The organism is Vogesella sp. EB (assembly GCF_001037925.1).
GTDB lineage: Bacteria > Pseudomonadota > Gammaproteobacteria > Burkholderiales > Chromobacteriaceae > Vogesella > Vogesella indigofera.
Genome location: NZ_LFDT01000001.1, coordinates 219,364 through 233,192 on the forward strand (window position 1 = coordinate 219,364; position 13,829 = coordinate 233,192).

General features: G+C 54.5%; 13 protein-coding genes and 1 pseudogene. 4 read left to right on the plus strand and 10 right to left on the minus strand.

Going from position 1 to position 13,829, the window contains the following annotated elements; all coding sequences use genetic code 11:
• Window positions 1–23: 23 nt before the first annotated feature.
• Both tig and ACG97_RS01045 read right to left on the minus strand, forming a co-directional pair.
• The gene (tig, locus tag ACG97_RS01040) at window positions 24–1,334 is read right to left on the minus strand and encodes a trigger factor (protein ID WP_047965443.1); all 1,311 of its coding nucleotides are present in this window, start codon (window positions 1,332–1,334) and stop codon (window positions 24–26) included.
• 598 nt (window positions 1,335–1,932) lie between these two features.
• Window positions 1,933–2,850, minus strand: a complete 918-nt coding sequence (locus ACG97_RS01045) for a LysR substrate-binding domain-containing protein (protein WP_053068014.1) — start codon at window positions 2,848–2,850, stop codon at window positions 1,933–1,935.
• A 279-nt stretch (window positions 2,851–3,129) separates the two neighbouring features.
• Here ACG97_RS01045 and ACG97_RS01050 point away from each other — a divergent pair, with 279 nt between their 5' ends.
• Both ACG97_RS01050 and ACG97_RS01055 read left to right on the plus strand, forming a co-directional pair.
• Complete coding sequence (locus ACG97_RS01050) at window positions 3,130–3,912, plus strand: ABC transporter substrate-binding protein (protein ID WP_047965444.1); 783 nt, start codon at window positions 3,130–3,132, stop codon at window positions 3,910–3,912.
• Between the two features lie 81 nt (window positions 3,913–3,993).
• On the plus strand, window positions 3,994–5,469 hold the full coding sequence (locus ACG97_RS01055; protein ID WP_047965445.1) for an amidohydrolase family protein: 1,476 nt from the start codon (window positions 3,994–3,996) through the stop codon (window positions 5,467–5,469).
• 87 nt (window positions 5,470–5,556) lie between these two features.
• Here ACG97_RS01055 and ACG97_RS18220 read toward each other — a convergent pair whose 3' ends face one another.
• Both ACG97_RS18220 and ACG97_RS18225 read right to left on the minus strand, forming a co-directional pair.
• On the minus strand, window positions 5,557–6,156 hold the full coding sequence (locus ACG97_RS18220) for an ORF6N domain-containing protein (protein ID WP_369793020.1): 600 nt from the start codon (window positions 6,154–6,156) through the stop codon (window positions 5,557–5,559).
• 45 nt (window positions 6,157–6,201) lie between these two features.
• Window positions 6,202–6,693: pseudogene (locus ACG97_RS18225) on the minus strand (Bro-N domain-containing protein); the annotation flags it as partial.
• 224 nt (window positions 6,694–6,917) lie between these two features.
• Between ACG97_RS18225 and ACG97_RS17065 the strand changes: the two are divergent.
• The gene (locus ACG97_RS17065) at window positions 6,918–8,684 is read left to right on the plus strand and encodes an ATP-binding protein (protein WP_082133596.1); all 1,767 of its coding nucleotides are present in this window, start codon (window positions 6,918–6,920) and stop codon (window positions 8,682–8,684) included.
• 4 nt (window positions 8,685–8,688) lie between these two features.
• Here ACG97_RS17065 and ACG97_RS01065 read toward each other — a convergent pair whose 3' ends face one another.
• The 3 genes from ACG97_RS01065 to ACG97_RS01075 all read right to left on the minus strand — a co-directional run bounded on the left by ACG97_RS01065 (window position 8,689) and on the right by ACG97_RS01075 (window position 10,437).
• Window positions 8,689–8,958: a hypothetical protein gene (locus ACG97_RS01065; protein ID WP_047965446.1), complete on the minus strand. Its 270-nt coding sequence runs from the start codon at window positions 8,956–8,958 to the stop codon at window positions 8,689–8,691.
• A gap of 453 nt (window positions 8,959–9,411) precedes the next feature.
• Window positions 9,412–9,852 (minus strand): DUF2846 domain-containing protein, encoded by a 441-nt coding sequence (locus ACG97_RS01070; protein ID WP_047965447.1) that lies wholly within the window; start codon window positions 9,850–9,852, stop codon window positions 9,412–9,414.
• Between the two features lie 123 nt (window positions 9,853–9,975).
• Entirely contained in the window at window positions 9,976–10,437 is a 462-nt protein-coding gene (locus tag ACG97_RS01075; protein ID WP_156167832.1) for a DUF805 domain-containing protein, read from the minus strand.
• A 207-nt stretch (window positions 10,438–10,644) separates the two neighbouring features.
• Between ACG97_RS01075 and ACG97_RS17905 the strand changes: the two genes are divergently transcribed.
• Entirely contained in the window at window positions 10,645–11,349 is a 705-nt protein-coding gene (locus ACG97_RS17905) for a thermonuclease family protein (protein WP_047965448.1), read from the plus strand.
• Window positions 11,350–11,553: 204 nt separating this feature from the next.
• On the opposite strand, the gene ACG97_RS17435 is transcribed toward ACG97_RS17905, so the two are convergent.
• From ACG97_RS17435 to ACG97_RS01090, 3 genes are all read right to left on the minus strand, one after another.
• The gene (locus tag ACG97_RS17435; RefSeq protein ID WP_156167833.1) at window positions 11,554–12,459 is read right to left on the minus strand and encodes a hypothetical protein; all 906 of its coding nucleotides are present in this window, start codon (window positions 12,457–12,459) and stop codon (window positions 11,554–11,556) included.
• 313 nt (window positions 12,460–12,772) lie between these two features.
• A complete protein-coding gene (locus tag ACG97_RS01085) occupies window positions 12,773–13,294 on the minus strand; it encodes a lysis system i-spanin subunit Rz (RefSeq protein ID WP_047965449.1) in 522 nt (173 codons plus the stop codon).
• On the minus strand, window positions 13,291–13,788 hold the full coding sequence (locus tag ACG97_RS01090; protein ID WP_047965450.1) for a glycoside hydrolase family 104 protein: 498 nt from the start codon (window positions 13,786–13,788) through the stop codon (window positions 13,291–13,293). The genes ACG97_RS01085 and ACG97_RS01090 overlap by 4 nt, the downstream gene beginning before the upstream one ends.
• Window positions 13,789–13,829: the final 41 nt, after the last annotated feature.

The window sequence follows — 13,829 nt, forward strand, 5'->3', positions numbered from 1 at the left end:
CGACCTCTCCGGATTACAGTTGATTATTGGCCGTTGTTGCCCATCAAGGCATCAAACGACAGTTCCTTCTCGACAACATTGGCACGGGACAGCACAAATTCAACCACGTTGTCTTCCAGAACCATCGAAGTCGGGCCTTCCAGGCGGTCCGGGCTGGCGTAGTACCAGCTCAGCACGTCTTCCGGCTGCTCGTAGCTATCGGCGAACTCTTCGATCATGGCCTTGACTTGCTCAGGCTTGGCTTCCAGCTTGTTGGCTTCCACCACTTCCGCCAGGATCAGGCCCAGAGCCACGCGGCGCTCGGCTTGCTGAGTGAACAGATCGGCCGGCAGCGGCATATCTTTCATTGCCATGCCTCGCTGTTCCAGGTCCTTACGGGCCTGTTCCATCAGGCGGCCAACTTCCAGCTCAACCAGCGACTTCGGCAACTCGATGGTGGTCGCATCCAGCAGCACCTGCATTACTGCTTCCTTGTTGCGGGCAGTCAGGCGACGCTTGACTTCACGCTCCACGTTCTTGCGGATTTCGGCGCGCATTTTGCTGATGTCGCCATCGGCAATACCCAGCTGCTTGGCCAGCTCTTCGTTGACTTCCGGCAGTTGTGCTTCGGCAACGCTCTTCAGGGTGATGTCGAAGACTGCAGTCTTACCGGCAACATCCTTGCCATGGTAATCCTCAGGGAAGTTCACGGTCACGCTGACGGTTTCGCCTTCCTTCAGGCCTTTTACGCCGTTTTCGAAGTCAGCCAGCATCTGGCCCTGACCGATCATGAACGGGAAGTTTTCAGCGGAGCCGCCTTCGAAGGCCACGCCGTCGATGCTGCCCTTGAAGTCGATGATTACGCGATCGCCTTCGGCAGCCGCACGTTCAACGTGGTTGAAGCGGGTGCGTTGCTTGCGCAGGATGTCGATGGTCTTGTCGATTTCGGCGTCGGTTACTGGGGTGTTCGCCTTTTCAACGTCCTTGCCGGCCAGTTCGCCCACCACAACTTCCGGATAAACCTCGAAGGTAGCGGCAAACTTGAAGCTTTCGGCGTCGCCAGCGGCATCAACCGACTCAAAACGCGGGTAGCCGGCTACGCGCAGCTTTTGCTCTACAGCAGCCTTGTAGAAACCTTGTTGCACTTGCTCGCCCAGCACTTCTTCACGAACCTGCGCGCCATAGTTCATTTCAACGATCTTGGCCGGGGCTTTGCCTGGACGGAAACCCTGAATTTTGGCCGTGCGTGCCACGCGCTTCAGGCGCTCGGCAACTTGTGCGTCGATTGCCGCCATTGGCAAGGCAATGCTCATGCGACGCTCAAGGCCGCTCAACGTTTCCAATTGTACTTGCATGTCCAATCCTTAGATTTAAAGGTGTGGGAGATTAAAGCCAGAGACAAAAAGCAAGATGGCGGAACATTTTACAAGAACCGGCTGAATCTGCTTTTTGCACCAATTCAGAGGTATTGCCGAAGGCGGATCAGTCAGGGCGCAGCCCCGCTCGCCCGCATTCTGGCGACAAAAGCAAGGGATGAGTATAGCACGCAGCCACCAAATGAACAGTGCATCGCGCTTGCGGCCAAGTGCGCACCAATCCAGGTGCGTAAAAACAAAAAACCGCCGAAACCTTTGCTGTGCTTGGGTTTGAGCGGTTTAGTGTTTTCCATGAAGCAATGTAGTGGTGCGAAAGGAGGGACTCGCGAACCCGCTTGACACAAGGCAACCGGCTGATTTTGGGACACTTATGGGACACTGGCTCACAGCCAGCCACTCCTCGGGCACCCCATCATCACTGCTCAAACTCAGGCATCAAGACAAGACCCGGCAGCCTTGTAAATATTCCTTTATATACATCCCGGGACGGGACAAATAACCTGGGACGAATTGTACCGCCTATCACCCCACGATCCAAGGCTTCGCTTCGGCATGATGCAGGCAAGACAGGTGACTCTCACCCGGGCGCCCTGTCGATGTGAAGCACTCCCTCCTCTGCTTCCAGCATTTTCTGGAACAGCCATTCCTTCAAGGCATTAAGCGAGGTTCGCTCCCTGGTCCGCGCTGTCGACATCAAGAAGAACCCATAACCCGTTTTGACCTGCAGTGGATAAGGAATCACCAGGCGGCCAGCATCCAGATCCGGCTGAACGAAGGTAGGGTCGCTATACGTGACACCGACACCTTGCAAAGTAGCAGCGATGGCCATGTAGTCGGTATCGAACACCTGCTCTCTGGCCGCAGGTTGTGGCGAATAGCCAGCCGCCTTCCACCATAGCGACCAGCCCATGCGGTCACCGGTTGGGTGGATGGGCGTGACTTGCGCCAAGGCTTCCAGCGCCAACCCTCCATTCAGGCACAGCTCGGGGGCACATAATGGCACCACGACTTCCTCATGCAAAAGTTCTACACCTTCGCCAGCCAGCACTAGTGGCCCGTACTGGATCACATAGTCGTACTCATCCCAATGGACTGAGGGAGAAGCCTCCCACACCGTGGTCAAACTCACCTCGATATCCGGGTGCTCCTGATAAAACTCCCGGAGCAGCGGCATCAACCACAGGTAAGCAATCGAAGGGCGTGACTTGAGCCGAACCTGGTTGCCATGCCCATCGCGAAGCCGCGAGACCGAGCTACCAATCAACTGCAACGCCATCTGGGTCGTCTTGAACAGGTCTTGCCCTGCCTCTGTCGGCACCGGCATCCGGTTACGTTTTTCCAGCAACGGGAAGCCGAAGTAGCTTTCCAGGTTCTTGATCTGGTGGCTAATTGCACTCTGAGTCAGGCACAGCTCATTAGCCGCAGCCGTGAAGCTGCTGAGGCGCGCAACCGACTCGAATACACGCAATGCATGCAATGGGGGGAGTTGACTCATCGCTTACTGACTCCAGTCGCAAGGATGCCGATTACATCGGCAGGCACCACGACTGTCAACCAGCGATCTGCCTCGCCATGCCTTGCGCACGCAGTTTTGAATCAGATGAATAGGGGCATCGATATGTTTCACCGCCCCCTTGTAACGCCTATGCAATACTTTTTTCACCTGCTTCAGACAGAAAAACTTCGGGTAATCCACGGGTTATCGGGGCTTTATTCATACCAGCAGCCAATCGCAGATCGCATTCAATCTCAAGATGCACATAGAGGAGTCAACATGAAAAAAAGCGTGACCGGAATCACCCTCGCCTTCTGTGCCCTGGCAAGCATGGGTAGCCATGCCAGCGAGACACAGCTCATTCGCTTCGGTGTCGAGCCCAACTACCCACCGTTCGAAAGCAAACTACCGGATGGCTCGCTCGTCGGTTTTGACATCGATCTGGGCAATGCCATGTGTGCCGAACTCAAGGCCAAATGCGTCTGGGTAGAACAGGGGTTCGACGGCATGATTCCTGGCCTGATGGCCAAAAAATTCGATGCCATTCTCTCTGGCATGTTGATCACGGAAAAACGCAAGCAAGTGATCAACTTCACCAACCGTATGTACCTGTCCACCGCCAGCCTGATGGTACGCAAAGGCTCCGGTCTGCAGCCTACTGCCGAATCGTTGCGCGGCAAGCGCATCGGCGTGCAAAAAGGCACCTCCCAGGAAACCTTCATTCGTACCTACTGGGCACCCAAGGGCGTGCAGGTGGTTGGCTACCAGTCTCAAGACCAGGTATACGCAGACGTGCGAGCCGAACGTCTGGATGGCGCGGTGCAATCTACCGTACAAGCCAAGCTGCTATTCCTGGGAAGGCCGGAAGGAAAAAATTTCGAACTAGCCGGCGAGCCGCTGCGTGACGACAAAATCTTTGGCCCCGGCGTGGGCATCGGCATTCGAAAAGACAGCCCTGCGCTTGAAAAAGACTTGAACATGGCTCTGGCCAAAATCAAGGCAAACGGCACTTACCACAAGCTGATGAAGAAATACTTCGACTTCGATATTTCTGGCGGCTGATCACCACCTTTGCTGACAGGCAGGCCGGTTTCCCATCACACCGGCCTGCACCCACCACTCATAGCTGAAAATCGCCCGCCAATGACCACTCCACTTATCTACGACATCGTGCTGCGCAACGGCACCGTGATCGATGGCACCGGTGCACCGCGTTACATGGCCGACGTCGCCATCAATGGCGATCGCATCGCCGCCATCCGCAGCCCAGGCACCTTGAAAGGCAGGCAAACCATCAATATTGAAGGACTGGTAGTTAGCCCCGGCTTTATCGATGTCCACACACACGACGACCGCCTGGTGCTGATCGACCCGTCAATGCAACCCAAAGTGAGCCAAGGCATAGCCACGGTAGTCGTTGGCAACTGCGGCATCAGCTTGTCACCACTCAAGCTCACCACGTCCGACCCGGTGCCACCACTCAACCTGCTGGGCAGCAAGCAAGACTTTGTCTTCGACTCAATGCGCGACTACATCAAGGCCGTCAACCAGGCCGTGCCGGCAGTGAACGTTGTGGCGCTAGTCGGGCATTCCACCCTGCGCGTAGCCGTCATGGACGAGCTGGATCGCCCAGCAAGCGCAGAAGAAACACAGCAAATGCGCTCGATACTGCGCAAGGCGCTGGCAGAAGGCGCCGCGGGCCTGTCCTCTGGCTTGTACTACCAGCCTGCCAACGCGGCCGAAATGGACGAACTCGTCGAACTGGCAAAGGAAGCCAGCCACGCCGGCGGAATTTACACCACCCACATGCGTGACGAAGACGACTTCGTCATGGAATCGTTGCAGGAAACCTTCGAAACCGGGCGCCGTGCCGAAGTGCCGGTCGTCATCTCGCACCACAAGTGCGCGGGGCGAAAGAACTGGGGTCGGAGCGTAGACACGCTGCGCGTGATCGAACAGGCGGCGGCCAACCAAGAAATTCACGTTGACGCCTACCCTTACTCCGCGTGCTCGACAGTGCTGCGCGCCGATGCCATCGACGAAAGCATCCGCATCATTATCACCTGGTCCACCCCATGCCCGGAGGTGGCCGGCCGAGACCTGGCTGACATCGCTGCAGAATGGCAGATCAGCCAGCACGAGGTATGCGAGCGCCTGTCGCCAGCCGGTGCCGTGTACTTCGACATGAGCGAAGACGACGTGCAGCGTATCCTGGCACACCCACTGGTAATGATCGGGTCGGACGGCATCCCGCACGATAGCCACCCTCATCCGCGACTATGGGGCACCTTCCCGCGCGTGCTGGGACACTACTCGCGAGACATCGGGCTGTTTAGCCTGGAAGAAGCCGTGCGCAAAATGACCTCCCTGCCGGCACAGCGCTTTGGGCTGACCAACCGCGGCACGATAGCTGCCGACCATTTTGCCGATCTCGTTGTATTTGACCCGGCAACCATCAGCGACGCAGCCACCTTCGAACAGCCAATCGCACCGGCTGTCGGCGTAACGCTATTACTGGTCAACGGGCAAGTGGCCTACTCCACGCGGCCCGACTTGGCCAGCCAGCGGAACGGCCGCTTCCTGACTCGCTCCGGCATGGCCGTACCACTCCCAGCCTGATCGACACAGCGCTCCTGGCGTATCCAGTTACGGTGCGAACCACTACGCCATAAAAAAGGCGCCACCCACCGGTGGCGCCATTTCTTTCTACCCCCGCCGCGCCAGCCTGGCCATGGCGGCGGCGCCGATGGCGTGCAGATCGTCGCGGGTCCACATCACATCCGGCGCGGCGAGCTGTTTGGCCAGCTCCGCCGCTGTCGCCACAAACGCCTCGGTCGGTACCGGCTCCGCCTGCAGCACACCGCGATGGTTCATGCTCAGCAACACTCGCCCGCCCATCGCCAGATCAGCCGGCGACACCGGCCAAGGCATCGATGCCCCTGGCGCCTGCACAGCCGTGGCGGCAGACACTGGCGCGCTGGCCGATGGCGCCGCCTCGCCCCGCAAGTATGCCTTCACCGCGGCCAACCCTGCCTTGCCCTGCGTCGGCGCAAAGCACGCCGCGTGCATCTGCGCGCCCGCCTCTGTCCACACGATCATGCTGCGCCCGAAATTGCGTGACACCTCGCCGGTGTGCAGGTTGGCCAGCCCGAAGCGGCGCAGCGCGTCACCCTCCAGCCGGAACCAGTGCACGCCGTGGACAAACCGCTCCGGGAACAGCTCGCGGTTGCGCCGGATCGGATCGATGCTCATGCCGAAGCATGCGGCCAACCTTTGCATGGTCAGCACCGGCACATCATCCAGCATCGCCACGCCAGGCGCCGCAACGTTGGCCGCAGCCGACGGCAAGGCGTAGCTGCCGGACTTGCGCAACGACGGTAGCACCTCGTGCGTTACCCAGCGCTTGAAGCGCTTTGCTTCCGGTTTGCGGCTTTTGAGGATGGCCGAGTACAGGCCGGACTCGTTGATGATCCTGACCTCACGGCACTGCTCGACACCGTTGTCAGACCTGATACTCAGAATGTGAGTATCAGCCTCATCATCGTCAAGGGAGCGAACCATGTTGGCTGCATCTCGGTAATCCAGCGCGACAGCAACGTCGGACGCAACAAACCACACCTCGCCATCAAGGTCGAGCGTGCGGACATCGAAAGAATCAAAAGAGAAAACAGTTGGTGCGGACGCACCGAGGGTATGGGTTTGAGCAGCCATGATGGCCTCCGTGTAGGGCGGTTCCAAACCTGCCGCCCCCGCGGCCAAGCAAGGGTGGCAGACCAAGGCGGGGTTGGCCGACCGGCTACACGAAACCGGCACACCCGAAGGTGTCCCCACCCGGCCCGCCATTGATTGCGCGCACGAGTGTTGCAAAACAAAAAGCCGCAATGGCGGCTTTTGTCTGCCGTGTAAGTCACCGGGCGGCCAAGCCCGTTCACGCTATTGAACGTGATATGGACATATTAGTCACTCCATACAATTTCGTCAAATCCATCTGCCCCTCGCTTTAAAAAGATAAATTGCATTCAATATAGACTTTTGTCATAATATGTAAAGTACAAATAGGAGATTATATGAAATTTCTAGGATTTGGGTTCGCAGGCTTTCGAAGCTACGGCAACGACATCACAAAAGTTGGACCATTAAATAAAATCAATTTTATCATTGGCGCAAACAACTCCGGAAAATCCAACATAATATCTTTTCTGATTAAAAATTATAACTTACTGCTACACAAATGTAACGACGATTTATCATTTACCAGAAAAGAAGAAGTCACATACGGCCACACTGATAAATGCCTAACTGAAGAGAGTACGCACGCTAAAATTAGCTTCCCCATCAGAAAAGATGATTACGAGAAAATTATCTTCGAAAAACATCCAAGAATAAACAAAGAAAGGCATATTAATCTAATTAGAGCCATCTACAATAGTTACTATGAATTTGATGGTGAATGCATTTGGTTTAATCATGAGTTTAATATTGCATCCAAAACAATGAAGCCGATATTAAACTCCAGCAAAGATCAATTGGGATTTAGTGGCACAGAATGGGAAAGTCTTTGGCGAGCGATAACAAATACATCGGGCGGTGGATTGCAACAACACTGGATACCTACTAGTGTTGAAGAATTAAAATATACCCCTTCAGATTATCCAAATTTTATTCTGGTTCCCGCCATTAGAAAAATTGGCGAAGCAAGCACAACCCCTGACGATTATAGTGGCACTGGAATTATTGAACGGCTGGCCGCCATACAACACCCACCATTAGAAAACTGGAAAGATAAAGAAAAATTCGAAAAGATTAATAAGTTCCTAAAAACCGTTTTAGACAAAGATGAAGTTTCAATTGAAATACCACATGACAAATCAATGATTTTAGTAGGAATGGACAACAAAGTACTGCCTTTAGAGTCCCTTGGAACAGGGATCCACGAGGTTATAATTTTAGCAGCGGTTTCGACAATAGCATCAGAGAGCATTATCTGCATTGAAGAACCAGAACTTCATCTACACCCATTGCTGCAAAAAAAATTAATAAAATATCTAGAAGCAGAAACTGACAATCAATATTTATTTACAACCCACTCAGCCCATTTGCTTGATGCTACCAACGCACAAATTCTCCACATAAAAAACAATGGATCAACATCAAAGTGCCATTTAATATCTTCAACAAAATCAAAGTTCGAGCTTTGTGCCGAATTAGGGTACCGAGCATCCGATATTTTGCAAACGAATTGCATCATATGGGTAGAAGGCCCATCGGATCGAATTTATGTTAACAGCTGGATAAAAAATACAGATGAAAAACTATTAGAAGGAATTCATTACAGCGTAATGTTTTACGGGGGGCGTTTGGCAAGTCATCTATCTGCACTGCAGATAGATGATGAAGATAGAATTGCTGACGATCTAATTTCGTTGCGCTCACTAAATGGCAATTGCGTAATCATCATAGACAGTGACAAGGCATCACCAAGAGCATCGATCAACAGTACAAAGAAGAGGCTTGTCGAAGAGTTCAATAAAGGCCCAGGTTTTGCCTGGGTGACACACGGCAGGGAAATAGAAAACTATCTTGAGCATGAAAAAGTGTTATCAATTATCAAAGAAACACATCCCAGCGCAAGAGTATTCTCAGAAAATGGAAAGTACGAAAACTGGCTTAACTACAAAAACAAATCAGGCGAAAACAAAACCGCATCGAAAGTCAAGATTGCCCAAAAATATATAGAAACACATGACAATACATCATTCGATGCAGAACTAAGAGGGCAACTTATAAAGTTAGTAGATTTTATCAATAATTCAAACGGGCAAAAAACAGTTTAAGACACTACCACCACGGCCACGGCAACCCCGTAGGCTCAACCCAAGGCGTCCAGGAGAAGGCATAGGCCGGCAGTAGCAGCGTGAACCAACCGAGTGCTGAGCCGGCCAGCACTCCGGCGGCGACTAGCCGTAGTGCGATGTGGCGACCAAAGCGTGCAAGCAGCCCGCCAAGCAGCGCACCTCCCGCCAGCAGCGCGAGTACGCCCCATCCGCCCGCCCAGTCGTACAGGCTCAGCAGCACAAAGGGGATCCACATGATTTCGTTGGAGGCCATGACAACGCCTTGCGTGTGGTTGACGTTGTATTTTGGTCTGGCCGCTTTTTTATTTCAATGACATTGCGCAGATTTGTGCTTGCCGTTTGGCTGGCGGCTGCTACATCTAGGGGATGGCAGGCCCTGGCGTTTGCCGGCGCTGCGCCTGTCGTTGTTTCCGGCAGGTGAAGGAGTGCGTGATGGCTAAAGGTGGCGGTGGTTCAGGAGCAGGTAAAGGCGGCGGGACATCCGGCGGGAGAGGCACCAGCGGCGGGCGTGGCCAGTCCAGCCACCCCGGTCCGGGTGGCAACTGGCCGAGCACGACTGGCGCCCCGTCCGGTACCGGACACGGCAATGCACCGCCCGGCAGCGGGACGCCGAGGTGAGGCGTGAGGGTGGTTCGTGACAAGGGCAAGCCGCATGGCTTGCCCTTTTGCTTTGCGGCCAACGTTGGGGCTGGCCAGGTGCGGCGGTTTATTTTGCGAGGCTGGATTCAAGGACGTTTTTCTTGCCCTCTTCTTCCGAGACTTGCTTGACGTTGGCACCACCGACAAAGACGCCCATGCGGATGTATTGTTCTACAAAGTAGTTTTTGCCGCCTTCGGTAATCAGGTTGATTTCGTTGTCACTGAATTCGGATTCGGTGGAGATTTTGTTGGTGCCGGGTGGGACCTGACGGTAGAAGTAGACTTTGTTGGCCGACTCACCCACCAGTTCGCCATTGACGTAGACGTTTTTCTTCAGTGCCTGGCCGACAAAGGTATTGCGGTAAATGTAGACAGCGGCTTTGTCTGCTGGTGGTGCGGTGAAGGTTTTGAGTGCGGCGTCTTGTTCTTTCGGCGCCAGTGCTACGGATGCGCAGCCGGTGAAGATGGTGCTCGCGGCGAGAATGGCGATGGCGAGTGTTTTGTTCATGGGTTTCTCCCTGTTCGTTTGGCGACTATTTTTGTGTAGCGCCAGCCAAGCTTGGCACTTGGCTGACGGGGTGGTGTTCTTTATGCGAGGTTGGCCGCGACCAATCTTTTTCGCGTTGGACGCTTAAACCGGCTGGCCATAATCGTTGCGGTGCGGATCGCCTTTGCTGCACATCCAGATCAGGAGCGGGATAAGGCCAATGACGGTGATAGCAAGCAACTGCCACCAACCACTGCGGTTGCCATCGTGCAGTCGACGCGTTGCCGCTGCCAAGGACGGCAGGAAGAAAACCAGCGTCAGTATGTTTGCGAGCACTTCGGAAGGGTCAATGATGAGGGCGACGAGGGACACCAGGCAGGTAAACAGGATAAACCACCAGTATTCCGCCCGTGTTGCGCGTCCTTTGAAGTCGGCGTACTTGGACAGGCAGGTGGAGATTGCCTTGCCAAAAGTCATCTGGTCCGGCATCGGGCCCGCGCTGAAGGTCATTTCACTTGGCATCGCCACACTGCCAAGGCTGGTGCCACAGCGGCTGCAGAATTTGGCCAAGTCTTGATTGTTCTGGCCACATTTTTGACAAAACATGCTCATCTCCCTTTGACTGGAAACCGTTATCCAGTTGCAATGACATGGGATTATTACGCACTTTGTGAGTGTTTTACCATGCCATAAAGATGGTTTTGTCACACTTGGCATAAAGTCCGGAGGTGCTGGCGAGCGAGCTAGCTACAAGCATCGACACCGACGGGACTGGCTTTGCCAGAATTGACATGGTTCTGGCATGATCCGGCCATGAAACTGTTATCTATTCTCTCTTTTGTTCTTGCGGCCAACGTGATGGCCGCGGATATCTCGTGCAAGGTGGTGGGTGTGTCGGATGGCGATACGCTGACTTGCCTGGCTGCCGGCAATCAATCCATCAAGGTGCGCCTGGCGCAGATCGACGCGCCGGAGAAAAACCAGCCGTTCGGCGAGCGGTCGAAACAGGCTCTGTCGGCGATGGTGTATGGCAAGCAGGTGGTGCTGCAGCCGGAGACGCGCGACCGCTACGGCCGGACGGTGGCGAAGGTGTTTGTAGGGGATCTGGATGTGAACCGCCAGCAGCTGCGCAAGGGCATGGCGTGGGTGTACCGGCAGTATTCGCGTGACAGCGGCTATGACGGCGCGGAGGCTTTCGCGAAGAGTTACGGCACGGGGCTGTGGGCGGACCCGAATCCGGTAGCGCCGTGGGTGTGGCGCCACGAGAAACGGCAGATGCCGGCGGCGTCTGCACCTTCCCGCCCGATTGCCCTGCCCGCACCAAGCGCCCCTGCTTCATCGATGCCCGATCCAATCCTGAAGCCGCGCCGTTCTGCCGCGGGTTTCAGCTGCTCGGGGAAGGTACATTGCAGCCAGATGGTGAGCTGCGAGGAGGCAAAGTATTACCTGCGGTATTGCCCGAACGTGAAGATCGACGGGGATCACGATGGCGTGCCGTGCGAGAAGATGTGCAGGTGAGCGCGAAGTGCCATCCGATGGCACAACCTGTTGTTGCGGGCACTGGTGGTTGCACCTGACCAGTGCGCTGGTGCCCGCTGGCCAACGTAGTGCAGACATACTTAGACGAAGATGTGTGCTTCTGCAATCGACCCATAGCGGCCATTTGAGAATAGTACATCTCAGCCCTAAATGAACTAGCACGCGCCTAGCGTTCTAATCTGGCTAGTCTTTGATAGCGACTTTAAGGTTTGCAGCCTCAAGAGCTTCTTCAATAGTCGTGAACTGAGTATATGAGTTGTCCCCTCTCGATAAATCCCGCTGAAGACCAAAATTTTTGCACACTAGAACATACTCCAATACGTCAACTGGGCGAGCGGGAATATTCGGATACGAAGGTGCAGCCACCCTATTGGGGGTTTTCAGTATCGTCATGGAGTTTGGCCTGCTCCGAAACTGAAAATACGCTATTTCACAGGACCAGACTCGATGCGCCAGGTGGCATTGCCCGCTATGCTCTGAAGTATTTTTCAATTTCTCAACTCGGAGGACTTGGTTTTCGTGCCAGAGAGCTAGTGCATTTGATTTTAAGGTTCTTCCTTGATCCCAAAAAATGACAAATAAAAATTTCTTACCTATATCAATACCGAGCACGCCAGTGTACGCGCAATGAATTAAGTCGAAATGGTCTTCCGGGGTCAACGAGTCGAGGATAAACACGCTCCCGAATGGCGATGGATCAGTAGATCCACCATTAGCCCAATTCTGGTACAAAGTGCGAAATACATTTACATGATAATCAAATCCATTTAAATCAATTATAGTTTTTGATTTTGGGTCTTTGATATCATTTTTGAGGGTTGAGTCCCTAGCCAGAAGTCCTAAGTGAATCTTTAGTGCCCAAAGGTAAACCTCTTCGTTTTTCAAGATTCCTTGAGATATTCTCGTTTCAATTTCCGAGAACTTTGTATTGTGCGAGCTTTTCGCGGGAACTACTGCATGCTTGTACTGTAAATAAGAATTATTTGGGAGCTTGAAAGTTTCTTTCCCAAGCTTCATTCTTTTTTGAAGCCATGTCGGCACGACATGTTCTTTGGTATCAGGATCGTCACCGCTAAATAAGCACTTCACAAGCAATTCCCTATATAAATTTAGAGCCTCCTCAGTTCGAGGGCTTAACCATTCTGTTTTTTGTCTTCAATGCTCGAACTGTGCACCGGCGGAAGCCATAGCGATATTAAAAATGAGTCAGATCGAGAATTTTAAGGATACTACAAATGACTGCTTTTGGCCGAAGTGCGACACAGCAAGCCATCTATCTTGCCGATAGCATATCAATCGAAAGCGATCTCCACCAGCGCTGGTTCCATGAAACGGAAAGAGTGCGCCGGCACCAGTGGTCAGCTGCGCAGGCATCCGCAGTTTTCCGACGAAGCCATTTTCCCTAACTGCCCTCCTCTTTTATTAAAAGCCTTTCGTTCATATCCACCCTATCCGCACATCGGTTCAACTCTACGGCGACTGCGTCGGCTTCGGCGGCGAGGCCGACAAGAAACTCTGCAGCCTCGTTAGAAAGTTCGGCGCGTGGCGCTGGATCGGCGCCGTCGCCGGCAAGGTTGGCCGCAGGGCTTGCAGCTGTGCAGCTGGCAGCTTTGACGGGGACTGACAGCCGGGCAGTGCCAGCAGCATGACCAGCAAGAATGCGGGCTTTTTGCGTTTGAACATCTAACAGACCTTTCTGGTAGCGGGTTTCGGCGGCCAGCAACTGGCTGGCGCCGGCGGACTCGGCTCGGCGCAGCTGCTGCTGCAGGTCGTTGATCGCGGCGTTATCGTCACGCTCGCGAGTGACCGCGGCGAGCTGCTGGTCTTGTCGCTCGGCAGACTGGCCAGACCAGTACGCGAGGCCGTGCGACAGCCCGAGCAGCGCCACCACAACGATGATGGGAGCGAGTTTGCTATCGATCATGCCAAGCGACCTCCTGCCATCTCATACACGGCCAGTAGCGTTTGGGCGTTGTGCTCGTTCTGGCCATAGCCAGCCCCCGGCAGCGATGCCCAGCGGCTGCGGCACTTGCTGATGGCGGTGGCGATGTTGCCGCGCTGGATGTCGTCCAGAGCGCGGCACTCGCGGATCAGCTGCAGCGCGATGCGGTCCTGATTGATGGCGCCGAAGTTGCTGAGACCCAGCTGCTTGCGGTAGGCGTCGTAATAGCGCGCCAGGATCTGGTAACGGCCGGCGGCGCTGGACTTGATGCCCAGCTTCGGCAAATCAATAACGCGCCGCGGGTGATCGCTATAGCTGCTGAACAGCAACGGTGCTTTTACGGTGCTCCCGACGATGACGTTGTAACCGTCGTCGCTGGCGGCGATCAGGCCACGCCCCAGCTCGGAAACGGCGATCATGTCGAGAAAGGCAAGGACATTGCGGCCACCGGCCTCTTGCTCCGAAATGCGAGCCATGTGACTCCTTCCATAAAAAAACCCGCCTCATGGGCGGGTGT